General features: G+C 64.5%; 23 protein-coding genes. 11 read left to right on the forward strand and 12 right to left on the reverse strand.

Translation table 11 applies throughout. The features are described 5' to 3' along the window. Position 1: 1 nt before the first annotated feature. The 4 genes from ASC45_RS06425 to ASC45_RS06440 all read left to right on the forward strand — a co-directional run bounded on the left by ASC45_RS06425 (position 2) and on the right by ASC45_RS06440 (position 4,167). Positions 2-934, forward strand: coding sequence for an electron transfer flavoprotein subunit alpha/FixB family protein (locus ASC45_RS06425; RefSeq protein WP_055450218.1), 933 nt, complete (start codon positions 2-4; stop codon positions 932-934). Between the two features lie 78 nt (positions 935-1,012). Further along, positions 1,013-2,797 (forward strand): acyl-CoA dehydrogenase, encoded by a 1,785-nt coding sequence (locus ASC45_RS06430; protein WP_055450219.1) that lies wholly within the window; start codon positions 1,013-1,015, stop codon positions 2,795-2,797. Between the two features lies 1 nt (position 2,798). Beyond that, on the forward strand, positions 2,799-3,758 hold the full coding sequence (locus tag ASC45_RS06435) for an NAD(P)H-dependent flavin oxidoreductase (protein WP_055450220.1): 960 nt from the start codon (positions 2,799-2,801) through the stop codon (positions 3,756-3,758). A 106-nt stretch (positions 3,759-3,864) separates the two neighbouring features. Continuing rightward, positions 3,865-4,167: an Mpo1-like protein gene (locus ASC45_RS06440; protein WP_245609991.1), complete on the forward strand. Its 303-nt coding sequence runs from the start codon at positions 3,865-3,867 to the stop codon at positions 4,165-4,167. Here ASC45_RS06440 and ASC45_RS06445 read toward each other — a convergent pair. Next, positions 4,112-5,377: a YihY family inner membrane protein gene (locus tag ASC45_RS06445; protein ID WP_055450222.1), complete on the reverse strand. Its 1,266-nt coding sequence runs from the start codon at positions 5,375-5,377 to the stop codon at positions 4,112-4,114. The two genes, ASC45_RS06440 and ASC45_RS06445, sit on opposite strands and share 56 nt — an antisense overlap. Positions 5,378-5,394: 17 nt before the next feature. Here ASC45_RS06445 and wrbA point away from each other — a divergent pair, with 17 nt between their 5' ends. The 3 genes from wrbA to ASC45_RS06460 are packed head-to-tail and all read left to right on the forward strand — an operon-like array spanning position 5,395 to position 7,822. Continuing rightward, entirely contained in the window at positions 5,395-5,994 is a 600-nt protein-coding gene (wrbA, locus tag ASC45_RS06450; RefSeq protein WP_055450223.1) for an NAD(P)H:quinone oxidoreductase, read from the forward strand. 12 nt (positions 5,995-6,006) lie between these two features. Beyond that, positions 6,007-6,393 carry a DUF2069 domain-containing protein gene (locus ASC45_RS06455; protein ID WP_055450224.1) on the forward strand — a complete coding sequence of 129 codons (387 nt, stop codon included), beginning with the start codon at positions 6,007-6,009 and terminating at the stop codon, positions 6,391-6,393. Further along, positions 6,380-7,822, forward strand: a complete 1,443-nt coding sequence (locus ASC45_RS06460) for an FAD-binding oxidoreductase (protein WP_055450225.1) — start codon at positions 6,380-6,382, stop codon at positions 7,820-7,822. Before ASC45_RS06455 ends, ASC45_RS06460 begins: the two co-directional genes overlap by 14 nt. Here the strand turns inward: ASC45_RS06460 and ASC45_RS06465 are convergent. Continuing rightward, on the reverse strand, positions 7,752-8,723 hold the full coding sequence (locus tag ASC45_RS06465; RefSeq protein ID WP_245609973.1) for an ion transporter: 972 nt from the start codon (positions 8,721-8,723) through the stop codon (positions 7,752-7,754). The two genes, ASC45_RS06460 and ASC45_RS06465, sit on opposite strands and share 71 nt — an antisense overlap. 796 nt (positions 8,724-9,519) lie before the next feature. Between ASC45_RS06465 and ASC45_RS06470 the strand changes: the two genes are divergently transcribed. Together ASC45_RS06470 and ASC45_RS06475 are read left to right on the forward strand one after the other, a co-directional pair. Continuing rightward, on the forward strand, positions 9,520-10,278 hold the full coding sequence (locus ASC45_RS06470) for a hypothetical protein (RefSeq protein WP_055450227.1): 759 nt from the start codon (positions 9,520-9,522) through the stop codon (positions 10,276-10,278). Positions 10,279-10,412: 134 nt separating this feature from the next. Then, on the forward strand, positions 10,413-11,240 hold the full coding sequence (locus ASC45_RS06475) for a CsgG/HfaB family protein (RefSeq protein WP_055450228.1): 828 nt from the start codon (positions 10,413-10,415) through the stop codon (positions 11,238-11,240). 149 nt (positions 11,241-11,389) lie between these two features. Here ASC45_RS06475 and leuA read toward each other — a convergent pair whose 3' ends face one another. From leuA to ASC45_RS06495, 4 genes are all read right to left on the reverse strand, one after another. Continuing rightward, positions 11,390-13,102, reverse strand: a complete 1,713-nt coding sequence (gene leuA / locus ASC45_RS06480) for a 2-isopropylmalate synthase (protein WP_055450229.1) — start codon at positions 13,100-13,102, stop codon at positions 11,390-11,392. 431 nt (positions 13,103-13,533) lie between these two features. Then, positions 13,534-15,099: an NAD(P)H-hydrate dehydratase gene (locus ASC45_RS06485; RefSeq protein ID WP_055450230.1), complete on the reverse strand. Its 1,566-nt coding sequence runs from the start codon at positions 15,097-15,099 to the stop codon at positions 13,534-13,536. 16 nt (positions 15,100-15,115) lie between these two features. After that, a complete protein-coding gene (locus tag ASC45_RS06490) occupies positions 15,116-15,649 on the reverse strand; it encodes a chromate transporter (protein WP_055450231.1) in 534 nt (177 codons plus the stop codon). Next, on the reverse strand, positions 15,649-16,260 hold the full coding sequence (locus ASC45_RS06495; protein ID WP_072242993.1) for a chromate transporter: 612 nt from the start codon (positions 16,258-16,260) through the stop codon (positions 15,649-15,651). Before ASC45_RS06495 ends, ASC45_RS06490 begins: the two co-directional genes overlap by 1 nt. A 244-nt stretch (positions 16,261-16,504) precedes the next feature. Between ASC45_RS06495 and aceA the strand changes: the two genes are divergently transcribed. After that, positions 16,505-17,812: an isocitrate lyase gene (gene aceA, locus ASC45_RS06500; protein ID WP_055450233.1), complete on the forward strand. Its 1,308-nt coding sequence runs from the start codon at positions 16,505-16,507 to the stop codon at positions 17,810-17,812. A 114-nt stretch (positions 17,813-17,926) separates the two neighbouring features. On the opposite strand, the gene ASC45_RS06505 is transcribed toward aceA, so the two are convergent. The 5 genes from ASC45_RS06505 to ASC45_RS06525 form a co-directional block, all read right to left on the reverse strand. Further along, on the reverse strand, positions 17,927-18,349 hold the full coding sequence (locus ASC45_RS06505; RefSeq protein WP_245609974.1) for a DUF3617 domain-containing protein: 423 nt from the start codon (positions 18,347-18,349) through the stop codon (positions 17,927-17,929). A 142-nt stretch (positions 18,350-18,491) separates the two neighbouring features. Beyond that, positions 18,492-19,799 (reverse strand): MFS transporter, encoded by a 1,308-nt coding sequence (locus tag ASC45_RS06510; protein WP_055450235.1) that lies wholly within the window; start codon positions 19,797-19,799, stop codon positions 18,492-18,494. A 171-nt stretch (positions 19,800-19,970) separates the two neighbouring features. After that, positions 19,971-20,276, reverse strand: a complete 306-nt coding sequence (locus ASC45_RS06515; RefSeq protein WP_055450236.1) for a hypothetical protein — start codon at positions 20,274-20,276, stop codon at positions 19,971-19,973. A gap of 3 nt (positions 20,277-20,279) precedes the next feature. Next, a complete protein-coding gene (locus tag ASC45_RS06520) occupies positions 20,280-20,777 on the reverse strand; it encodes a dihydrofolate reductase (protein WP_055450237.1) in 498 nt (165 codons plus the stop codon). After that, entirely contained in the window at positions 20,774-21,613 is an 840-nt protein-coding gene (locus ASC45_RS06525; RefSeq protein WP_055450238.1) for a thymidylate synthase, read from the reverse strand. The genes ASC45_RS06520 and ASC45_RS06525 overlap by 4 nt, the downstream gene beginning before the upstream one ends. Before the next feature lie 68 nt (positions 21,614-21,681). Between ASC45_RS06525 and trpB the strand changes: the two genes are divergently transcribed. Beyond that, positions 21,682-22,884 carry a tryptophan synthase subunit beta gene (trpB, locus tag ASC45_RS06530; protein ID WP_055450239.1) on the forward strand — a complete coding sequence of 401 codons (1,203 nt, stop codon included), beginning with the start codon at positions 21,682-21,684 and terminating at the stop codon, positions 22,882-22,884. Positions 22,885-22,888: 4 nt separating this feature from the next. Here trpB and ASC45_RS06535 read toward each other — a convergent pair whose 3' ends face one another. Beyond that, complete coding sequence (locus ASC45_RS06535; RefSeq protein WP_245609975.1) at positions 22,889-24,628, reverse strand: ABC transporter transmembrane domain-containing protein; 1,740 nt, start codon at positions 24,626-24,628, stop codon at positions 22,889-22,891. Positions 24,629-24,709: the final 81 nt, after the last annotated feature.

Raw genomic sequence — 24,709 nt, forward strand, 5'->3', positions numbered from 1 at the left:
CATGACCGCTCTCGTCGTCGCTGAACACGATCAAAACGGGCTCAAGCCCTCCACCCTCAACACCGTTGCCGCAGCTCTGATGTGCAACCCGCAGGTGCATGTGCTCGTCGCGGGCCACAACTGCGACGGCGCGGCGCAGGCTGCGGCCCAGGCCTTCGGCGTGAGCAAGGTGCTCTACGCCGACGCGCCGCAACTGGCCGACGGGCTGGCCGAAACCACGGCGGCACAGGTGTTGGCGCTGGCGCCGTCGTACACCCACATCCTGGCGCCGGCAACGGCCTTCGGCAAGAACATCGCGCCACGCGTGGCGGCTCTGCTCGATGTGGCCCAGGTGTCCGACATCATTCATGTGCACGGACCCGACACCTTCGACCGCCCCATCTACGCTGGCAATGCCATTGCCACGGTGCAGAGCAGCGACAAGACGCTGGTCATCACGGTGCGCACCACGGGCTTCGACCCCGTGGCCGCGAGCGGTGGAAGCGCGGAGATCGTCAAGGTCGATGCCGTCGGCGACGCCGGCCTGTCCAGCCTGGTCGGGCGCGAAACCACCAAGAGCGAGCGGCCGGAGCTCACTGCGGCCAAGATCGTCGTCTCCGGCGGGCGCGGTCTGGGCAGCAAGGAAAACTTCGAGGCGGTGATGACCCCGCTGGCCGACAAGCTCGGCGCGGCGATGGGCGCCAGCCGTGCCGCAGTGGACGCGGGCTACGCGCCGAACGACTGGCAGGTCGGCCAGACCGGCAAGATCGTCGCGCCGCAGCTCTATGTGGCCGTGGGCATTTCCGGCGCCATCCAGCATCTGGCCGGTATGAAGGACAGCAAGGTCATTGTCGCCATCAACAAGGATGAAGAAGCGCCGATTTTCGGCGTGGCCGATTACGGGCTGGTGGCCGACCTGTTCACCGCCGTGCCCGAGATGGTCAAGCAAATCTGACGAGCGCCCCTGGCCCGTTCACGTTTTACAGAGGCTGCTCTAGCAGCCCGTATTCCAAAGCCTCAACCGGAGACTCGCATGAGCTACACCGCCCCGATTCGCGACATGATGTTCGACCTCGAACATCTCGCAGGACTGGAGTCCATCTCCAGACTTCCGGGCTTCGAGGACGCCACCCCCGACACGGCGGCAGCGGTGCTCGAAGAGTGCGGCAAGTTCAACCGCGATGTGGTCGCCCCGCTCAACCGCGAGGGCGACCTCAGGCCGAGCACCTGGGCCGATGGCAAGGTGACGACCACGCCGGGATTCAGGCAGGCATTCCGCCAGTTTGCCGAAGCCGGGTGGCAGGGGCTGTCGCATCCGGCCGATTTTGGCGGCCAGGGTCTGCCCAAGAGTCTTTCTGCGGCCTGTACCGAAATGCTCAACAGCGCGAACCTGAGTTTCGCCCTGTGCCCCTTGCTGTCCGACGGCGCCATCGAGGCGCTGCTCACTGCAGGCACGGATGACCAGAAGCAGCGCTTCATTCCCAGACTGATCTCCGGCGAGTGGACCGGCACCATGAATCTCACCGAGCCGCAGGCGGGCTCGGATCTGGCGCTGGTGCGAAGCCGCGCCGAACCGCAGGGCGACGGCACCTACCGCATCTTCGGGCAGAAGATTTACATCACCTACGGCGAGCATGACATGGCGGACAACATCGTCCATCTGGTGCTCGCCCGCCTGCCCGACGCGCCGCCAGGGGTGAAGGGCATTTCGCTGTTCATCGTGCCCAAGGTGCTTGAGGACGGGCGGCGCAACGACGTGTGGTGCGCCTCCATCGAACACAAGCTGGGCATCAAGGCCAGCCCGACCGCGGTGCTGGTCTATGGCGACGGCAAAGGCGAGGTTGGGCCGGGCGCCATCGGCGAGCTGATCGGCGAGGCCAATCGCGGCCTCGAGTACATGTTCATCATGATGAACGCTGCCCGCTTCGCCGTGGGACTGCAGGGCATCGCGGTGGCCGAGCGCGCCTACCAGCAGGCCGCTGCCTACGCGAAAGACCGGGTGCAGTCGCGCCCGGTGGATGGCAGCGCCGCTCAGGCCGTGACCATCGTCCACCACCCCGATGTGCGCCGCATGCTCATGACCATGCGCGCGCTCACCGAAGGCAGCCGCGCCCTGGCGCTGGTGGCGGCCAGCCTGCACGACGTGGGCCACGCTCATCCGGATGCAGGCCAGCGTGCCGCGCACCAGGCGGCTTACGAGTTTCTGGTTCCGCTGGTCAAGGGCTACTCCACCGAGATGAGCATCGAGGTGGCCAGCCTGGGCGTGCAGGTGCATGGCGGCATGGGTTTCATCGAGGAAACGGGGGCTGCTCAGTATTACCGCGACGCCCGCATTCTCACCATTTACGAAGGCACGACGGCGATCCAGGCCAACGATCTGGTGGGACGCAAGACCCTACGGGACGGCGGCCAGTTGGCGCTGCAGTTCGCGGCTCGCGTGGCCAAGACCGAAGCCGCGCTGCTGGCCACGGGCGACGCGCAGGCGCAGACCATGGCAGGACAACTCGCGGCGGCTCGCGCGGCCTTCGAGGCGGTGGTGCGCTTCGTGGTGGAAAACGGCAAGGCCAACCCCAACGCCGCCTTCGCGGGCAGCGTGCCCTACCTGATGCTGGCGGGCAACCTGCTGGCCGGATGGCAGATGGGGCAGAGCTGGCTGGCAACGGCCGAGCTACCCGCCGACGATGCCGCCTTCGCCAGCGCCAAGCGGGCGACGGCAGCGTTCTATTGCGCCCACATCCTGCCGCGCTGCGGCGCGCTGCGCGATGCGGTGCTGGGCGGTGCCGACAGCGTGATGGCCTTGCCGGTGGAGGCTTTCTGAGATGGCTCTGCCCTCCATCCTTTCCAAGCTCCGGCTGCCGGTCATTGGTTCACCGCTGTTCATCATCTCCAACCCCAAACTGGTCATCGCCCAGTGCACCGCAGGCATCGTCGGCAGTTTTCCGGCACTGAACGCGCGTCCGGCTTCGCAGCTCGACGAATGGCTCGCGGAAATCACCGAGGCGCTGGCGGCCTGGAACGCGGCTCACCCCGATCAACCTGCGGCGCCGTTCGCGGTGAATCAGATCGTCCACCGCAGCAACGACCGGCTGGAGCAGGACATGATGCTCTGCGCCAAATACAAGGTGCCCATCGTCATCACCTCGCTCGGCGCCCGGCCCGAGGTGAATCAGGGCGTGCACGGTTGGGGCGGCATCGTGTTGCACGACGTGATCAACCAGACCTTCGCGCACAAGGCGGTGGAAAAGGGCGCGGACGGCCTCATCCTCGTTGCCGCAGGTGCGGGCGGGCATGCGGGCACGCAGTCTCCTTTCGCACTGGTGCAGGAGACGCGGCAGTGGTTCGACGGGCCTCTCGTGCTCTCGGGGGCCATCGCCCGCGGCGACTCCGTGCTTGCGGCGCAGGCCATGGGGGCCGATCTGGCCTACATCGGCAGCGCCTTCATCGCCACCGACGAAGCGCGCGCGGTCGATGCCTACAAGCAGATGGTCGTGTCCAGCAGCGCGCAGGACATCGTCTATTCCAGCCTGTTCACGGGCGTGCATGGCAACTACCTGCGTGGTTCCATAGCGGCATCGGGCATGGACCCCGACCATCTCCCCGAGGGCGATCCGACCAAGATGGATTTCGCCGCGGCCATCGGCGGGGCCAAGGCGTGGAAGGACATCTGGGGCTGCGGCCAGGGCATCGGTGCGGTGCGCAAGGTGCAGGGTGCGGCGGCGCTGGTGGCGCAGTTGGCCGACGAATACCACGCCGCACGCGCGCGCCTGTGCGGCGGCTGAAAGACGCCTATAGTTGGATCGGCACCACAACGGGAGAGGCAGCATGCGCGCACGTCGCCACCACCATCATCAAGACCTGCCCGCAGCCACGAAGCCCGCCAACGCCATGCGGCTGGCTGCGGCGAAGACCTTTGCCGAGTTCTATCCGCTCTATCTCGCCGAGCACCGCGATCCGCGCAACCGCAGGCTGCATTTCATAGGCTCGACGCTGGCGCTGATCTGCCTGTTTTTCCTGGTGTTCACGGGCAACCTCTGGTGGTTGCCTGCGGCCGTCGTGTGCGGTTACGCCTTCGCCTGGGTCGGGCATTTTTTCGTCGAACGCAACCGGCCCGCCACCTTCAAGCGCCCGCTGTTCAGCCTGATGGGGGACTGGGTGATGTGGTGGCAGACGCTGACCCATCGCCTTTGAGCGGCACATCGCCCAGCAACTGCGCCAGGCTCCAGTCGCGTTCTTCGTCGCTGAGCATGTGGCCGAGCAAGGCCGACGTGAGAGAGGCCCGATGCTTGTCCAGCAACAGGGCGTCGATCAGCGGCCCGACGGGGGTGGTCAGAGGATCGCACAGCAGCGCCCAGCGCGCGGGGCTGCGGGGGCGCGCCGCCACTTTGCCCACCCATCCCAGTCGTTCCAGAACGGTGAGCAATTCCTGCAATTGCAGGGGGTCGATACGCAGCCGCCTGGAAAGCTCGGCAGCAGGCAGGCCGCAATCGGGCGCCTCGCGGGCACCGTGCATCTGTTTGAGCACCCTGACCGCCGTGAGGAACTGGGCGCCGGCATAGCCGTCGAGCCGCACGGCCCGCACGCGCAGCGAGGGCAGGTAGGCGGCAATCATGGCGCCGACCAGCACCGCAATCCAGCTGAAGTAAATCCACAGCAGCAGCAAGGGCAGGGTGGCGAAAGTGCCGTACACGGCGGTGTAGGTGGTCACGCTGGCGAAGTACCAGGCCAGCCCTCGCCCGGTCAGACTGAAGGCCAGCGCGGCCATGAAGCCGCCGATCAGCGCGTCGCGCCAGCGCACCTCGGTGTTGGGAATGAAGCGGAACATGGCCGCCAGCGCGACGGCCATGACCGCCCACGAGGCCAAGCTGAGCGCGACGCTGGCGCCGCCCGGCAACTGGTGCAGCAGCCCGCGGTGCGCTCCGGCGACATAGCTCATCAGGCCCACGCTGGCACCGATCACGATGGGCCCGAGGGTGAAGCCAGCCCAGTAGAGCAGCACTCGCTGTGCCAGCGGGCGCGGCCTTGGTGTGCGCCAGATGGCATTGAGTGCCCGATCGACGGTGAGCATCATCGAGGTCGCGGTGACGATGAGAAAGACCACGCTGACGGTGCCCAGACTCTTGGCCTTGGAGGCGAAGTCGCTCAGGTAGCGGTAAGCCTTGTCAGAAATGCCATCGGGCAACATCGACTGCGCCAGATGCGCCTGAATCTGTCCCTGCATGCGCTCGAAGGCCGGAAAGGCGGTGAACACCGCCAGCATCACCGTAAGCAGGGGAACCAGAGAGATCACGGTGGTGAAGGTGAGGCTGCCGGCCGTCTGCGCCAGATTGTCCTGTCCGAACCGCCTGGCCAGGGTGCGCAGGCTGTCCATCAGGGTTTCAGAAGGGCGAAGGCGGGACATGGCAATACGATAGCGGTATGAAAGAGGTCTTGGTTCTTTATTACAGCGTACACGGTGGCACCCGCACACTGGCAGAATGTGTGGCTCAGGGCGTGGCCCAGGTTCCCGGCATGCTGCCCCGGGTGCGCACTGTGCCCAGGGTGAGCCCCGTGGTGGAGCAGAGCGAGCCGCCCATCCCCGACGACGGCCCGCCTTATGTCGAACTGTGCGATCTGGAGGAATGCGCCGGGCTGGCGCTGGGCTCACCCACGCGCTTCGGCAATATGGCCGCGCCGCTCAAATACTTTCTCGATCAGACCTCGGCCCTCTGGCTCTCGGGCGCGCTGGCGGGCAAGCCTGCAGCCGTGTTCACCTCCACGGGCACGTTGCATGGCGGGCAGGAAAGCACCTTGCTGTCGATGATGTTGCCGCTGTTGCACCACGGCATGCTAATTGTCGGGCTACCCTTTGCCGGGCAGACCGATCTGATGACCACGCGCAGCGGCGGCACGCCCTACGGCGCCAGCCATCATGCCGCGCCAGATGGCAGTCTGCCCGTCACCGAGGAGGAAAGGCGTCTTGCCATAGCGCTTGGGCAGCGGCTCGCGAGTGCAGCCCTCAAACTCGCTGCGAACTGAAACGTGCCCACGATGAGCGGCCCCACTCCTTTTTCATCGGCTGCCTGGCAGCATCTCTGGCATCGTGGCGCGGTGCTCTGTCTGCTCGCGCTCATTCTGCTCAGCGTGCTTTGGGAGATGTGGGTCGCGCCGCTTCATCCAGGGGGTTCGCTGCTGGTGCTCAAGGTCTTGCCCCTGCTGCCCGCCGTGCCCGGCGTGTTGCGCGGGCGGCCCTCGACCTTTCGCTGGCTCAGCCTTCTGCTGTGGTTTTACGCGGCCGAGGGCATCACCCGCGCATTGACCGATCCCAGCGCCGCTTCTCGCGGTCTGGGCTGGATCGAGCTTCTGCTCGCCTTGCTGTTGTTCGTCTGCATTGCAGGCTTTTTGCGCACGGGGGCGGCTCGCCATGTTGCCCCTTGAACGAGAGCGCTTTCTCGATGCGCTTCGCGCCGTTCTGGGGGTGGCGCATGTGCTGCATCAGCCGCAGGACTTGGCGCCCTACCTGACCGACTGGCGCAAACGCTACACCGGACAGGCGCTGGCCGTGGTGTTGCCGGGCGAGACGGCCCAGGTGGCTGCCGTGGTGCAACTGTGCGCTCTGCACGGCGTGGGCGTGGTGCCGCAAGGTGGAAACACAGGGCTGGTCGGTGGCGCCACCCCCGATGACCGGGGCGAGCAGATCGTGCTGAGCACGCGACGCCTCAACCGCATTCGGTCCATCGATCCCGCAGCCGGCGTGCTCGTCGCCGAGGCCGGCTGCGTGCTTGCCGACGTGCAGCAGGCCGCCGACGCGCAGGGCATGTTGTTCCCGCTTTCTCTGGCGGCTGAAGGCAGTTGCACCATAGGCGGCAACCTCTCGACCAATGCCGGCGGCACCGCCGTGCTGCGCTATGGCAATGCCCGCGATCTGTGCCTCGGTCTGGAAGTGGTCACCGCGCAGGGCGAGGTGCTCGACGCGCTCAACCTGCTGCGCAAGAACAACACCGGCTACAGCCTGCGCGATCTCTACGTTGGCGCCGAAGGCACGCTGGGCATCATCACCGCCGCGGCGCTCAAGCTGTTTCCCAGGCCGACGGCGCAGATCACCGCCCTGGCCGCCGTGCAGGATGTCGCCGCTGCCATCGCCCTGCTCGGGCGGGCGCAGAGCCGCCTCGGCTGCAGTCTGACCGGCTTCGAGCTGATGAGCGCGCACAGTCTGCAACTGGTGCAGCATCATTTTCCGCAGATGTCCCTGCCTTTCGATTTGCCGAGCGCGTGGTGCGTGCTGCTGGAATCGAGCGAAGTCGAGGGTGAATCGCAGGGTAGGGCGCGTCTGGAAGCCCTGCTCGAAGCCGCCATGGAGGATGGCCAGATCGTCACTGCCACGGTGGCGCAGAGCCTGGCGCAAAGCCGGGCGCTGTGGCACCTGCGCGAATCGATTCCCCTGGCGCAGGCGCAGGAGGGGCTGAACATCAAGCACGACATCGGTGTGCCCCTTTCGCGCATGGTCGCTTTTGTCGAATCGACCGCCGAACTGGTGACGCAGGCGCTTCCCGGCGCGCGCCTTGTCGTCTTCGGGCATCTGGGCGATGGCAATCTGCACTACAACGTCCAGGCGCCGCAAGGTGCGGATGCGGCGCGTTTTCTCGCCGATCATCAGACCTTGTGCAACCGCATCGTGCACGATGCGGCCGTGGCTTGCGGCGGGACGTTTTCCGCCGAGCACGGCGTCGGGCAGCTCAAGCGCGACGAGTTGCAGCGCTACGGCAACCCGGTAGCCGTAGCGCAGATGCGGGCGATCAAACGCGCGCTCGATCCGCGTGGTCTGATGAATCCGGGAAAGCTGCTTCCGGGTGAACCGCCGCACTGACGCCCGGCAGCGCCTCGCCGCACCGCCGACAGTAGCGGGCGTCCGATGTGTGCCCGACCAGACCGCAGCGCACACAGGTGACGCTGTTTTTCGTCTGAGCCTCGCGGTGCTCTTCCAGGCGGCGCTGGTTGCGGTAAGAGTTCACCAGCTCGGCAGAGTAGATGCCCGTGGGCACGGCGATGATGCCGTAACCGACGATGATGATGCCCGAGGTGATGATCTGCCCGAGCGCCGTTTTCGGCGTGATATCGCCGAAACCGACCGTGGCCATGGTGACGATGGCCCAGTAGATGCCGCGCGGAATGCTGGTGAAACCGTTCTGCGGCCCTTCGACCAGATACATGATCGAGCCGAAAATGGTCGTCAGGGTGAGCACACTGAGCACGAACACGAAAATCTTGCTCTTGCTCCGCGACAGTGCGTCCAGCATCTGGTTGGACGCGCTGGTGTATTCCATCAGCTTGAGAATCCGGAAAATCCTCAGCACCCGCAGGGTGCGGATGACAGTCAGATGTCCCGAGCCGAGGAACAGCAACTCCAGATACGCCGGCAGGAACGACAGCAGATCGATGATGCCGAAAAAACTGCGCGCATAGCGCCAGGGGTTTTGCACCACCGACAGCCGCAGCACATACTCCACCGTGAAGGCCAAGGTGAAAATCCATTCCAGCACGTACAGGGCGCCATGCGCGTGGGCATGAACCGCCTGCACCGAGTCGAGCACGGTGATCAGCACGCTGAACAGAATGAACCCGATCAGCACCAGATCGAACAGCTTTTCATCCCGCTTGTCATGAAAGTACATGACCCGATACCAATAGCCCCGCCAGCCTTCCAGGGTGCGCGGGGCGAGTTTGGTACTGGACTGACGGTTCTGCATGGCGGGTTCGCTGAGAGGCAACAGGATGATTCTAGGAGCCTGTCGGCCTGGAGGATCGCGCCTGTGGGGGGCGCAACGACAAGGCACTTGAGAGCCTGATAGTGAGTAGATGCTGACATAGCGCGCCCCTGGCCAGCATGGTGAGAAACACTTCTACCGCCGCCGCGCCCATCTCAGGCGCACGCTGCATGACATCGCCTCGTCCACGCTCGGTGACAACAGATGAACAAGATCAGCATGGCTCTTCCGGCGAGAGGCATTTTTGCGGCGATGCGTGATGCCATTCATGACGAATAGTTCTCCGATCGATCGTGTAGCTCGAGAAACAAGACGTAAAGACCGTCAGCATGGGCAACCATGGGGTTGTGCTGTATGAATCTCTCACCTAACGTCATGTCCACTTACACATTTTTATCTGTACTCCGAGGTGCCGCTGCTGGATCGTATTGCGGTACTGCCACCATAGATGGGCGACTCGTCGCCTGGGGAGGGCATGATGAAATTTGGGAACTGCAGGCGCATGTGCTGCCGGCACAAGCAGTCTTCCACTGAGATCGATCACCTCGATTCAGCGCAAATTGACGCGAGTGAGCTACCTGCGTTGGCGCCCACCTCGGTGCAAACCGCATCCAACGGGCGGCTCTACTGCGCGCCAACAACCCAGGCATGTCGACGGAGCAGAGGCACGTACGGTGGCCGCGCTCGCCAAGGCACTGACCTCTCCCCCAAGCGCATCGGCCTGATTCTGGGCGTCGTGTCCCTTGTTGTCGCCACCCATGCAAATGCCGCACCTGTGGCGCCCACTGAATTGCACGCCATGCGCCTGCTCTATGGTCCTGCCTACACGCGGCGGGGTTCAGTGGTGGAAGTGCCAGATCCGCACGGCGTCCGCTTCAACAAGCCGCCGGGATATCACCACACCATCACCGAATACGTGACCCCCTGGAAGACGGCGAGCGTCACCCTGGACGGAACGCCCTATTTCATCGCCACCGGTCAAGGCCATGCCGTCGAGAACCCCCAGCATCCCAGTGAAGCTGCACACGTGCAGGCAGCTTATATCTCCGCCATCTGGTTCGCATGGAAGGCTGGCCACTGGACGATGGCCGGCAAGGACATGAACCTGACGTCGGATGGCTCATTCGGTGAGGCCGTGGGCAAACCCTGGACGCCCTTTCCGAGGGTCGCGTTGCTGCAGCACGCCGCAGTTCTCGTGGCCGACGAGGGTGGCTACATGAACCAAGGGAATGCCAACAGTTGGTTTCCGATCTATGAATTCACCGCGACCGGTTTACGGTCCTTGGGCAATGTCCCAAGCGGTGCCGACAACACCGGTTCGGGCATGAAACCAGTGATCTCCTTCAAGGGCAAGTTCCTGAGCGCGGCGATGGACGGCCAGGGCTTTCCGACGATCACCCTTGGCTTCAGCGGAAAGACCGCGATTCACAACAAGCCCGTGGACCTGCACAACGTCCCCTGCTCGTTTGACTATCAGAACGATCCTGCCAAACCCCAGGGGCAGCGCTTTAGGCCAACCACGCAGGAATGCGAGGACATTCTTGCGAGCAGTTTTTGAAACTCGATTTCATGGGTTCGACTTGCGGCCGGTCGATGATGACGTGCTCATTCACCATAAGAAACGTGCCGCCTCAAAGCTCAAACTCCAAACCTTTGCCTGGAGTTCCACACTGATGAACGGAGGTTCAAAAAATGAAAGCACACACCCCCAAAGCAGTCGCCGCCGTGGCTGCCCTTTTTCTTGCGTCTTGCTCGTCCATGAACATGGGAGATATGTCGGCAAAGACCGAGGCCACAGGGTCCGCTGGTGGAGCCAATAGCCAAAACGCGAACAAGGCATTGCCTCACTGCAATGCGCCCCTCGGCACGATGGCCATCCTCGAGGACACGAGCGCCCCTTGGTATGGCGTGCTCACAGGACAGTATGGGCTTGGTCCGACGACCCCGGTGCTCAAGTTGATTGTCCAGCAATCGAACTGCTTCGTCGTCGTATCGCGAGGCCGCGTGATGAACAGCATGATGCGCGAGCGCCAGTTGGAGCAGTCCGGTGAACTGCGCAACAACTCGAATTTCGGGAAGGGGCAGATGGTTTCCGCCGACTACAGCCTTAGCCCCACAATCACCTTCTCGAATAACAATGCGGGCGGGCTTGGCGGCGTGGTGGGCGGTCTTTTCGGCTCGATCGGTTCGGCCATCGGCGGCAACCTGAGTTCCAAGGAAGCAAGTACCGTGCTGACGCTTGTGGACAACAGGTCAGGCGTGCAACTGGCCGCGGCTGAAGGCAGCGCGAAAAGCTGGGATCTCGGCGCCGTCGGGAGCATGTTTGGCGGCGGCCTCGGCGGCGTTGGTGGTGGCTACTCCAATACTGCACAGGGTAAGGTGATCGTCGCCGCCTTCGTGGATTCCTACATAGGCATTGTGCATGCTGTCAGGAACTACAAGGAGCAGGAAGTAAAGGGTGGCCTCGGCACCGGAGGAAACCTCGGCGTGCAGGGTGGAACGACTCCGGCGTCGCGGTAGCCACTGCGTTGGCGCCCGTGTCACCGCAGGAAGCACCGACGTTGTTGAAGGCGTATCGTCTGGGCTTAGGGTCAGGTCTGGTTCGATAGCACATGCTACGAAGCGCGGCTTGACCCCAAACTCCCTCCCCAGGCTTGGGGCTTCGTCTGTCAGGCCACGGCTCGCAAGGGCGCGTGCAGCGCTTGCAAGTGCTGCCGCGCTGCGTCGTCTGGCAAGCGTTGCAGCAGGCGGTTTGCGCCAGAGATGAGTGCGCGGATCGATGCGGTGACGATGTTGGCGTCCATGCCTACGCCGTAGGTGCTGGTCGGCAGTCCCTCGATAGCCATTTCAACGATGGCCGAAGCTTTAGCATCGGCGCCGAGGCCGAGCGCGCGCTCTTCGTAGCTGTGCACGGCCAGGGGCAGACGCAGCGCGTGAATCGCGGCGTCGATCGGGCCGTTGCCCTCACCGGTGAGGCTCAGTCGCTTGCCGTCCACGTCCAGTTCGAGGCGGATGCCCTGACGGTCGCCATGGTCGCTGAGGTGGTAGCTGTGCAGGTGCAAGGGTTGAGCGCTCTGGACGTACTCTTCGTTGAACATTTTCCAGAGTTGCTGCGCCGTGACTTCGGTGCCGGTGGCGTCGGTGTGTTTTTGCACCACCCCGCTGAATTCGACTTGCAGACGCCGGGGCATGACCAGCCCGTAGGTGGCTTCGAGCAGGTAGGCGATGCCGCCTTTGCCCGACTGGCTGTTGACGCGGATGACCGAGTCGTAGGCGCGGCCGAGGTCAGCCGGATCGACGGGCAGATAGGGCACTTCCCAAAGGGCGTCGTGGCGCTGAGCGGCCAGGCCTTTCTTGATGGCGTCCTGGTGGGAGCCGGAGAAGGCGGTGAACACCAGGTCACCGGCGTAGGGATGACGCGGGTGCACGGGCAACTGGGTGCATTCCTCCACGGTGCGCGCCACGGCGTTGATGTTGGAGAAGTCGAGACCGGGGTTCACGCCCTGCGAATAGAGGTTGAGCGCCAGGGTGACCAGATCGACGTTGCCGGTGCGCTCGCCGTTGCCGAACAGGCAGCCCTCGACCCGGTCGGCCCCGGCCATCACGCCGAGTTCGGCGGCGGCCACGGCGCAGCCGCGGTCGTTGTGCGGATGCAGCGACAGGATGATGCTGTCGCGCTTGTTCAGGTGGCGGTGCATCCACTCGATCTGGTCGGCATAGATGTTGGGCGTGCTCATTTCCACCGTGGCCGGCAGGTTGAAAATGATCTTGTTCTCGGGGGTGGGCTGCCAGACTTCGGTGACGGCATTGCATACCGAGACGGCGAAGGGAAGCTCGGTGCCGCTGAACACTTCCGGGCTGTATTGGAAGGTCCAGCGCGTTTCGGGCCGTTCGGCGGCGAGTTGCTTGATGAGCCGGGCGGCGTTGACGGCGATCTGGGTGCAGCCGGCTTCATCGACGTTGAACACGATGCGGCGGAAGTTGGGCGCTGTGGCGTTGTAGACGTGCACGATGGCCTGCTTGGCCCCACGCAGCGATTCGAAGGTGCGGCGGATGAGGTCTTCGCGCGCCTGGGTCAGCACCTCGATGGTCACGTCGTCGGGAATGTGGCCGCCTTCGATGAGCTCGCGCACGAAGTCGAAATCGGTCTGCGAGGCCGAGGGAAACGCCACTTCGATCTGCTTGACGCCCACTGCGCACAGCATCTTGAACATGCGCATCTTGCGTTGCGCGTCCATGGGCTCGAACAGCGCCTGGTTGCCGTCGCGCAGGTCGGTGCTCATCCAGATCGGCGGATGGGTGATGGTCTTGTCCGGCCACGTGCGGTCTTTGAGGTCAACAGGCGGGAAGGCGCGGTATTTGGTGTTCGGTTGCTTCAACATGAGTGAATCTCCAAGAGCGAATGAGTGTGTTCAGCAGCTTGCGACGATGGGGCGGCTGGGCTGTCGCCGGTGCATGGCCCTGCCACCGATGGGTAGTCGTTTCGGCTCTGGGCTGTAAGGTGTCATGGCATAGCGCATATGAAAAAGCGCCCGGTGGCGAAGCCGCGGGCGCTTGGTATTTGGGGCAAAGGGTTCTTCAGTCGCGCACGGGTTCGCTGGGCAAGGCCGAGCGTAGGCCAAGTAGGCCACCGAATAGCCCTTCATCGTCGACCATTCCAATGGCTTCATTTGTGCACGCGCTCAAACCTGTGCCAAGCGAAGGCACGGGCTGGAACTTGAAAACGGAGCACGAGTCGGCACGAAACATGGGCGCAAGGTAGCAAAAATCGGTGTTCGCGTCAATGCGAAGGGTTTTGCTGACGTTGTGACGATCAGGCTTGAGCTGGGGCTGAATGCGCAGCCATTAGATCGGCCCAGCTCAGCGCCATCCACTTGGGGAGGTGAGCCGCCGTCATTCCGCTGGGCCCCAGCTTCGCGGCGTAACGCTCGGCGGCCTGACCGTGCAGCCAGACTGCGGCAAGCACCGCCGAAGCCTGTCCGGTAGCGGCGATCAGGGCGGCCACGCTGCCCGCGAGCACGTCGCCGCTGCCGGCAGTGGCCAGCAGACCGTTGCCTGTGGCATTGATCCAGACGTTTTGCTCGGGCGAGGCGATGACGGTGCCGCGCCCCTTGAGCACGACCCAGCAGGCGAAGCGTGCGGCCAGATCGCGCGCGGCGCGCAGGCGGTCCATTTCTACCGCCTGCACCGTGGATTCGAGCAGCCGGGCGGCTTCCAGCGGGTGCGGCGTCAGCACGGTGATCGCCCGGCGCTGCCGCAGTGCGGCCTGCAATGTCGACGCATGGTCGTTCGCGGCCAGGAGGTTGAGCGCATCCGCATCGAGAACCAGCGGGGCCGTCGAGGCCAGTGCCCGCGCGAGACAGGCGCGGGACGCTTCATCGAGCCCGGCGCCTGGGCCCACCAGCAGGCAGGTCTTGTCGCCGATGGCTTCGAGCAACGCGTCCGCGGGGCGCAGCATCAGCTCGGGCGCCTGCATGTCCACAGCGGGCGCGCGGGTATCGAGCAGGCAGACGAAGACTTTTCCCGCGCCTAGCAGCGCTGCCGCGCGGCCAGCGAGCAGGGCCGCGCCCGTCATGCCCGCCGCGCCTCCGATCACCCGCACATCGCCGCGCTTGCCCTTGTGGGCGGCCAGCGCGAGATCGGGCAGCAGGGGGCGAATGAGGTCGGCGCCGAGCCGGGTGGCGTCCGGCGCCGGTAGCGCCCGTTCGGCGCCGGAGTGAATGTCGAGGTCGTCCAGCCACAGTTCGCCGCAGAGGTGGGACGCCGGGCCGGTGCACAGCCCGGGCTTGAGACCGATCAGAGACAGCGTCGCCGTGGCCCTCACGCAGGCTTGGTGGGCGATGCCGGTGTCGGCATCGAGCCCCGAGGGTAGATCGACGCTCAGCACTGCGGCATCGGTACGCGCGTTGAGCTTCTGAATCAGGCGCGCCGTCTGATCGCGCACGGCGCCGCGCAGCCCGATGCCCAGCAGTGCGTCGAGATACAGATCGGCGTCGGGCAGGTCGTCAGGATTGGCTACGCTGCACGGCAGTTGTTCAGCCAGCGCCTCAGTCCAGGCCCATGCGGCGTCCGGTGGCAGGCGGCAAGCCCATTCGCCCAATGTCTCGCCGCCGCAGGCGAAAACGCGCACGTCGCGCCCGGCTCGTTGCAGCGCGATTGCAGCCACCAGGCCGTCGCCGCCGTTGTTGCCCGCGCCGGCGAGCACCACGATGCGCCGGGCGTGCGGGAATCGAGCCTGCGCGAGCCGCGCCACCGCCGCTCCCGCCCGTTGCATGAGCGTGTGCGCGGGCAGTCGCTGAGCCGCCGCCGTTTCGATTTGCCGCAACGCCTCCACGCCATAGACGGGCACAGCGTGCAGACTCCCAATGCGCGTGAGCATGGCGAGCCCCCCAAGGTCAGACGATGCCGATCAGCCCCAGACCTGCGCCGGCGAGAAGCATCCAGAGCGGATTGATCCGCGTGCGCACGGTCAGAACGACGGTCACCACGATGACGGCGATGCGCTGCCAGCTACTCGCCTCCTGCCGCGCCAGCAGCCAGCCCGAGGACAGCAGCAGGCCGACGGTGATCGGTGCCATGCCGTCATGCATGGCCCGCACCCAGTGGCGGTCTTTGTGGATGCGGCTGTAGCGGAAGTAAGCCACCGTGATGAGCGATGACGGCAGGATCAGCCCGATGGCTGCCAACAGCGCCCCCGGCAGTCCAAGGATTTGCCAGCCCAGGAGCGTTGAAAACAGGATCATGTTGGGGCCGGGCGAGGCCTGGCCCAGCACCAGCGCCGAGGTGAAGGCCGCATCGGTCAGCCAATGCTGCTCGACGACCAGATAGCGATGCATGTCGGGCAGCAGGCCGATGGCCCCTCCCACCGACAGCAAGGACCACAGCAAAAAGTGGCCGAACAACGCGAGGCCCGTCGAGATTGCGTGCATCAGGCTCTCCGCAGGCGCCACCAGGCCAAGGCCACGGCGAGCGGTCCGAGCACGACCAGAACCCACAGCAGATTCAGACGCAGCAGGCCCACGCCGCCGAACGCCAGTCCGGCCCATCCCCAGTTGCGCGGGTCGTGGCGGATGGCCGGGAAGAGCTTGATCGCCATGGCGATCACCAGCCCGGCCACGACCGTGGACATGCCCTGCAAGGCATGGGCAACGGCGGGCGTGGCGGCGTATTGCGCGTAGGCGATGGCGACGATGAAGATCAGCACCAACGGCGCGGCGAGCATGCCCGCCAGTGCGACCACGGCACCGCGCCAGCCATGGAAATGCTGCCCGACCATCAGGGCGAGGTTGATCAGGTTAGGCCCTGGAAGAACCTGACTAAGGCTGAGCATCTCCACGAACTGCGCGGTGGTCAGCCAGCGCTTGTCTTCCACCAGGATGCGCTGCGCGAACGGCAGCACGCCACCAACGCCCAGAAGGGTGAGATGGTTGAACACCCAGAACAGCTCGCTGAGGTGCTGCGGAGCCTGCAAGGGCGGAGCGGACGGGACGTTGCCGCTGGTTCGCTCGAGCGGCGGTGAAGTGGGGCGCTGTGGAGACATCGGGGTTCTCGGTCTCGTTATTTCACAATGCAAAATGAAGGACTCGAAATATGAAAAACACCTGCTGCAATGCAGTTCGTGGCTCTTTCATGGCGCAAAAAAATATTCCGCATCGCAAAACACATCGCACAAGTCATTGAAAGTAAATGACATAAATTTATCTCTTATATAAGACATAAGACTATGCTGCGGCGCAAAAGTCAACTACGCTGAGGCATCGATTGTTCACTCACCGGAGAAGCAGATGGCAGATCGCAAGCAGCAAGTGGCGCAGTTGGAACAGGAGTGGTCGCAAGACGCCCGTTGGAAAGGCATCAAGCGGGGCTATACCGCGGAAGACGTGGTGCGCCTGCGTGGCTCGGTCATGGTCGAGCATACGCTGGCCAGCCGGGGCGCGGATCGTCTGTGGAAGCAGATGCACGACATGCCTTTCGTCAATGCCTTGGGCGCCCTGACCGGCAACCAGGCCATGCAGCAGGTCAAGGCCGGCCTGCAGGCCATCTATCTGTCGGGTTGGCAGGTCGCGGGCGACGCCAACCTGGCCGGCGAGATGTACCCCGACCAGTCGTTGTACCCCGCCAACTCGGTGCCCAGCGTGGTCAAGCGCATCAACAACACCCTCACCCGCGCCGACCAGATTCAGTGGATGGAAGGCAAGCAGCCGGGTGACGAGGGCTTCATCGACTATTTCGCCCCCATCGTGGCGGATGCCGAAGCCGGTTTCGGCGGCGTGCTCAACGCCTTCGAGCTGATGAAGGCCATGATCGAGGCTGGTGCCGCTGGCGTGCATTTCGAAGACCAACTGGCCTCGGTGAAGAAATGCGGCCACATGGGCGGCAAGGTGCTGGTGCCCACCCGCGAGGCGGTTTCCAAGCTCGTTGCAGCCCGTCTGGCGGCCGACGTCATGGGCGTGCCCACCGTGCTGGTGGCGCGCACCGATGCCGAGGCAGCAGACCTCATCACCTCCGATGTCGACGACAACGACAAGCCGTTCTGTACCGGCGAGCGCACCGTTGAAGGCTTTTATCGCACCAAACCCGGCCTGGAGCAGGCGATTTCCCGCGGCCTGGCCTATGCGCCCTATGCCGATCTGGTGTGGTGCGAAACCGGCAAGCCCGATCTGGCCTATGCCAAGGCTTTCGCCGAGGCCATCCATGCCAAATTCCCCGGCAAGATGCTGGCCTATAACTGCTCGCCGTCGTTCAACTGGAAGAAAAACCTCGACGATGCCACCATCGCCAAGTTCCAGAAAGAGCTGGGCGCCATGGGCTACAAGTTCCAGTTCATCACCCTGGCCGGCTTCCACGCGCTGAACTACTCGATGTTCAACTTGGCTTATGGCTACGCCCGCAACCAGATGAGCGCCTTTGTCGAGCTGCAGGAAGCCGAGTTCGCCGCAGCCACCAAGGGGTTCACCGCAGTCAAGCATCAACGCGAAGTCGGCACGGGCTATTTCGACGCGGTCACGACGACGATCGAGAACGAGGCTTCGACCGCTGCGCTCAAGGGCTCGACCGAGGACGAACAGTTCTTCGACCGCAAGGTGGCCTGATCAACATCAACAGGGAGGCGGATCGCGACCATCCGCACTCACCGAGGAGACGCTGCCGCCTCGAGGTGACTCGAGGCGGTTTTTTTTTCGGGTCGCGTAGATAGGGAAGAAAAATTACTTCAGACTGCCGCAATCGCTGCCCAGACGCTTGCCGTTCACCTGTACGTCCGTATGTGTCGTCGCCCCGGAAGGCGTCACGCTGTCGATCGTCCAGCTCGACTCGAAGGTTGTCGGGCCGTAGCGCAGGGTGCCGGTCTGCGTGACCTTGGCTTGCGGCAGGTCGCAGTGGAAGGTCCAGCGGGTGCCACCGTCGGCCGCCGGGCTTTGCTCGCGCGTGCACTGATCGCCGTCCATCGGGACCACCACGGTCTCAGGCTTCTGCCCCGGCTTGACACAGATTTTCATACTGCGTTCGACCGGTACAGTCTGACTCGCCGAAATCTGGGTCTTGCCCCGAATGTCCATACTCCACAGCCCTGGCTGCATCGGCGCATCCTCGGCGCTGGCTTGGGCGCTCAGTCCGGCAAGGAAGAGCATGAATCCGAGAGTGGCATGACGCATCGGGAGTAAAACAAAAAGTGCGCTCCTACTTCCAAGACCCCTTCGTCAGGTACGCAGCTTGAAAACTTCAGCGTGCCGGATCAATAGGGGCACGGAGCCCGCTTTGTATCGCTAAAGATCAAGAATGAGAAGCCGTCGTGATCTGGGCCAGATCGCGATGACGGGTTTCGCCCAGGCCCCATACGGCCAGCAGGCTGATCAGCGCAGCCACGGAAATATAGCCGCCCACCCAACTCAGACCTCCGTGCGTGACCAGCACCTGGGCCACATACGGCGCAAGCGAAGCCCCGAGAATGCCACCGAGGTTGTAGGCCGCGCCCGAGCCCGTGTAGCGTACCGTCGTGGGGAAGATCTCTGGCAGCATGGCGCCCAGCGGCGCATAGGTCATGCCCATGAGAAAGAGCGCCCCGCAGAGGAAAATCCCGACCCCTGTAGTGGTGGCGGAGCCGAGAAGGGGTGCAAGGGCAAATCCCCAGATCACCGCAGCCACGGCTGACGCGACCAGCACGGCGCGGCGTCCGAGGATGTCGCTGGCCCAGGCCGCCAGCACGGTGGCCAGTGCCATGCACACGATGGCCAACATCAGCCAGGCCTGCAGCGTGGGTTTGGGCAGATGCAGGGTGCCGATGCCATAGCTCAGCACAAAGACCGCGCTGATGTAAAACAGTGCGTAACAGACCACGATGGACAGCGAGCCCAGAATCAGTGGCTTGAGATGGCTGCCCAGCAACTCGGTCAACGGAACACGTGGGACATGGCTCTCGGCAGCCTTGAACAGCGGCGTCTCGGTCAGTTTGAGGCGTGCATACAAGCCGATGAGCACCAACACGGCGCTGATCAGGAAAGGAATGCGCCAGCCCCAGGCCATGAACTGCTCGTGGGTCAACAGCAGACCCAGCAGAAGGAACAGACCGTTGGCTACGAGAAAACCGATGGAGGGGCCGAGTTGCGGAAACATGCCGAACAGGCCGCGTCGATGCCTGGGGGCATTTTCCGTGGCCAGCAGCGCCGCACCGCCCCATTCTCCGCCCAGCCCTAGTCCCTGGCCGATGCGCAGGATGACCAGCAGCCAGGGAGCCAGGTCGCCGATTCGGGCATGGCCCGGCAACAGCCCGATGAACGTGGTGCAGACGCCCATGGTCAGCAGTGTGGCGACCAGAGTGGATTTGCGCCCGAACCGATCGCCAAAATGGCCAAACAGGAAGGAGCCGACCGGTCGGGCGAGAAACGCGATGCCAAAAGTGGCGAAGGCGTTCAACGTCTGGGCCGTAGGCGAGGAACTGGGAAAGAACACCGGCCCGATGACCAGCGCGGCCGCTATGGCGTAAACGTAGAAGTCGTAGAACTCGATGGCCGTGCCAATGAAGCTGGCGATGGCGATGTGCGATGTCCGGTTGGGCATCGCGTTTGTCGGCGTGGCTTGCATAGGGTCTCCTCGTTGTGGGCGAGGAATCTAGCGGAAGGCCGAAAGTGGGCTTGTTTCGGAATGCAAACGACGTGACAGCATCAATCCGGATTGCGCAAAAGAACGGGAGGATGGCGCGACGGATCGAGGATGACAATGGCGCGGCCCGACAAGCCACGAGGAGAATCGGGATCAGCTTCTGTGGTCGCGGGGCAGTGCGATCCGCCATAGGGCAACGGCACATGCAGCAATGACGACCAGAGCCAGAGCAAGCCAGGCAAGGCCGAGCCAGAGGCTTGCCTGCGCTGCACTCTGGCTCCAAACCGTGCAGGCTTTCGCGATCGCCCGCGTGGACAGGCCGGCAATGCCCAGAAGCAACATCGTCCAGGTGAAACGGGTGTTCAGGCGATAGCCCAGCAGCAGCATGAGCGCGAACAGGGTGGCTGGCAATCCGGCCCAGATGGCAATGCCTTGAAACAACGTGGCGCACAGAGCCATGAGTCAGACGGAGGGTTCGACCTTGGCGGTGTAGGTGACGAAGTGAAAGGCCCAGCCTTGCGGCGCCACATGAGACTCGCGGGCGGTTTCGACGAAGCGGCTGCGGTCCCAATCGGGAAAGCGCGTGTCGCCATCGAAATGTTGGTCGATCTCGGTCAGCTCCAGCCGGTCAGCCAGAGGCAGCGCCTGGGCGTAGAGCTGCGCCCCTCCAATCACGAAAGCCAGCGCATCACTCGCCACCATTTGCAGGGCGGCTTCCAGCGACTCGGCATGCTCGGCTCCGGTCGCCTGCCAGCCGGTCTGGCGGCTGATGACGATGTTGCGCCGACCGGGCAGGGGGCGCCCCAGCGAATCCCAGGTGCGGCGCCCCATCAGGATCGGGTGCCCCAGGGTCAGACGCTTGAAATGTTGCAGGTCGGCAGGCAGATGCCAGGGCATGCCGCCGTTCTTGCCGATGATGCCGTTGCGTGCCACGGCGGCGATGAGAACCAGCTCTGTCATACCGCAACGGGGGCCTTGATCGCCGGGTGATGCTGGTAGTTCTTCAGCACGAAGTCGTCGAAGGTGTAATCGAACAGGCTGTCGGGCTTGCGCGCGAACTCCAGCGTGGGATAGGGGTAGGGCGTGCGGCTGAGTTGTTCCTGAACCTGGGCGAAATGGTTGCTGTAGAGATGACAGTCGCCGCCGGTCCAGACGAAATCGCCGGGCAGGAGGTCGGTCTGTTGCGCGATCATCAGGGTGAGCAGCGCGTAGCTGGCGATGTTGAACGGCACGCCCAGAAAAATATCGGCGCTGCGCTGGTAGAGCTGGCAGCTCAGTCGCCCCGGCTCGCCAGGCTGGCGCGGTGGGGCCACAAAAAACTGGAAAAACGCATGGCAGGGCGGCAGCGCCATCTCCGCGATCTGGCTGACGTTCCAGGCGCTGACGATGATGCGGCGCGAATCCGGCTGGGTACGCAGTTGCCGCAGCACTTCGCTGATCTGATCGATGGTGCGATGCGGGTCGTCGGGCGTCGGCGCCGGCCACGAGCGCCATTGCACGCCGTAGATCGGGCCCAGTTCGCCGTCTTCACGCGCCCACTCGTCCCAGATCGTCACCCCATGTTCCTGTAGCCAGCGCACGTTCGACTCGCCGCGCAGAAACCACAACAGCTCGTAGGCGATGCTCTTGAAATGCACCCGCTTGGTGGTAATGAGCGGAAAACCGGCCGACAGATCGAAGCGCATCTGGTGGCCGAACACGCTGCGCGTGCCCGTGCCCGTGCGGTCGGTCTTGTCCTGGCCGTGGTTGAAGACGTGACGCATCAGGTCTTCGTAGGGGGTGGGGATGGAAGGCATGAGTCGGGTCAAAACGGTGAGTTTGGGCAGGCATACTATCGGCACACAACCGATCAAGGAGATTTTGCATGCAGCAAGCCATCGATCTGCAACCCGACGCCCACGGCAACTACGGCCCCTACGGCGGTCAGTATCTGCCCCCGCATCTCAAGGCCATCATGGACGACATCGGCCGCGCCTATCTGTCCATCCGCGACACCGAGGCCTATCGCAGCGAGCTGAACGATCTGTACACGCATTACGTCGGCCGCCCCAGTCCCATCTATCTCGCCAAACGGCTGAGCGCGCATTGCGGCGGCGCGCGCATCTGGTTCAAGCGCGAAGACCTCAACCATACCGGTGCGCACAAAATCAACCATTGCCTGGGCGAGGCACTGCTGGCCAAGCATATGGGCAAGACCAAGGTGCTGGCCGAAACCGGCGCCGGGCAGCACGGTGTGGCCCTGGCCACGGCCTGCGCGCTGGTGGGCCTGCCGTGCGAAATCCACATGGGCGAGATCGATGTCGCCAAGGAGCACCCCAACGTCACCAAGATGAAGATTCTCGGCGCCAAGGTGGTGAGTGTCGATCGCGGCACCAAAACGCTGAAGGACGCGGTGGACAGCGCCTTCGACGAATATCTCCGCGACCCGGAGCACTTTTTCTATGCCATCGGCTCGGTCGTGGGTCCGCACCCCTTCCCGATGATGGTGGCGGAGTTCCAGTCCATCGTCGGCCGAGAGGCGCGCGAGCAGTTTCCGAAACAGGCGGGCAAGCTGCCCGATGTGGTCGCGGCCTGCGTGGGCGGCGGCTCGAACGCGATGGGTCTTTTCTCCGGCTTTCTCAACGACCCCGGCGTGCGGCTGGTGGGCGTGGAGCCTTCCGGCGTGGGGCGTGAAACCGGCAAACACGCGGCCACGCTCTCCTACGGCAAGCCCGGCACGCTGCATGGCTTCCACTCCTATCTGCTGCAGGAGGTGAAAGAGGGCGAGCCCGATCCGGTGTATTCCATCGCCTCCGGGCTCGACTACCCCGGCGTCGGCCCGCAGCATGCCTATCTGAAGGACATCGGCCGCGCCGAGTACTACGCCGTCGACGACGCGGCTTGCCTGGATGCCTTCATGACCCTGTCGCGCCTTGAAGGTCTGATTCCGGCGTTGGAGTCCGCGCATGCCGTGGCCTGGGCGATGGCGACGGCGCCATCCCTCGGCAAGGACGCTGACATTCTGGTCAACCTGTCAGGCCGAGGCGACAAGGACGCGGATTTCGTCGCGGAAAAGCTGGGGCTGTGATGGATCACTGCATGAACTGCAGCGCTGCGAGGCTGGCGTAGAGGCCGCCTCGCGCCATGAGTTCGGCGTGGGTGCCGATGTCGACGATGCGGCCCTGATCCATGACCACGATGCGGCCGGCGCGTTGCACGGTGGCCAGACGGTGGGCGATGACCAGGGTGGTGCGGTCGCGCATGGCGTGTTCGAGCGCGGTCTGCACGTCGCGCTCGCTGGCGGCGTCCAGGGCGCTGGTGGCTTCGTCGAGCAGGAGCAGGGGGGCGTTTTTGAGAATGGCGCGGGCGATGCTGATGCGCTGGCGCTGCCCGCCCGACAGACGCACCCCGCGCTCGCCGAGGTAGGTGTCATAGCCCTGCGGCAATTCCAGAATGAATGCCTCGGCCTGCGCCGCGCGTGCAGCGGCCTTGACCTCGGCGTCGGTCGCGTCGGGGCGGCCGTAGCGGATGTTGTCGGCCGCGCTGGCGGAGAAGATCATGGCGTCTTGCGGCACCAGGCCGATGCGCTGGCGCAGCGCCTTGAAGTCGGTCTGCTGCACGTCCACACCGTCGATGCGGATGCTGCCTTGCTGCGCGTCGTAAAAGCGCAGCAGCAGTTGCAGCACCGTGGTCTTGCCGGCGCCGCTGGGGCCGACCAAGGCCACGGTCTCGCCGGACTCGATGCTGAGCGAAAAATCATCCAGCGCCGGCTTGTCGGGCCGCGAGGGGTAGAAAAAGCGCACATGGTCGAGGGTCACGGCAGAGCCGCCCCGCGCCACCGGGAGGCCCACGGGCTGCGCCGGATTACGCACGGGCGACTGTTCGGCCAGGAGTTCCATCAGCCGTTCAGTCGCGCCAGCTGCGCGCAAAAGATCGCCAAAGACCTCGGCCAGCGCGGCGGCCGAGCCCGCCACCAGCCCGATGTAGAGCACCGTCTGTCCCAGCACGCCGGCGCTCATGCGGCCTTCCATGACCGAGACCGTGCCCAGATACAGACCGTAGAGCAGGGCGCCAAACATGGCGACGATGATGAAGGCCGTGAGCAGCGAGCGCACCTTGTTGCGGCTGACCGCGGTGCGGAAGGCGGTTTCGGCCGAGTCGGCAAAGCGCCGTGCCTCGTCGTCTTCCCGCGCGTAGCTCTGCACCACGGGCATGGCGGCCAGCACCTCGGAGGCCAGCGCACTGGCGTCGGCGATGCGATCCTGGCTGGCGCGAGAAAGACGGCGCACCCTGCGCCCGATGAGCACCGCGGGTGCGACCACCAGGGCAATGACCACCAGCACGCCCAGCATCAGACCGGGATTGGTGATGATGAGCATGGTCATGCCACCGAGCAGAACGACGCCGTTGCGCAGCCCCATCGAAAAGCTGGTGCCCACCACGGTCTGCACCAGGGTGGTGTCGGTCGTCAGGCGCGAAAGAACCTCCCCGGTCTGCGTGTGCTCGAAGAACTGCGGGCTCTGGCGCAGCACATGCGCATAGACGGCGCTGCGCACATCGGCGGTGATGCGCTCGCCCAGCCAGCTCACCATGTAGAAACGAGCCGCAGAGAACACCCCAAGCGCCACCGCGAGGCCGAACAGCCCGGCGAAGTGCCAGGCAAGCGTGGCGCGGCTGGCCTGCGCATGCAGCAGACCGGCGTCGATCAGCCAGCGCAGCGCCATCGGGAACGCCAGGGTACTGCTTGCAGCCAGCAGCAGAAACAGCAGCGCCAGCGCGATACGGCCACGGTAGGGCCGCAGAAAGGGCAGCAGGCCGCTCAGCGAGCGCATCGACCGGCTGCGCGGGCGTTTTTCGGTGTGGGGGAGAGAACGGGAAGCGGCGTATTCGGCAGACATGCGGCATTACAGCAT

Origin of the sequence: Thiomonas bhubaneswarensis (genome assembly GCF_001418255.1) — a bacterium.
Lineage (GTDB): Bacteria > Pseudomonadota > Gammaproteobacteria > Burkholderiales > Burkholderiaceae_C > Thiomonas > Thiomonas bhubaneswarensis.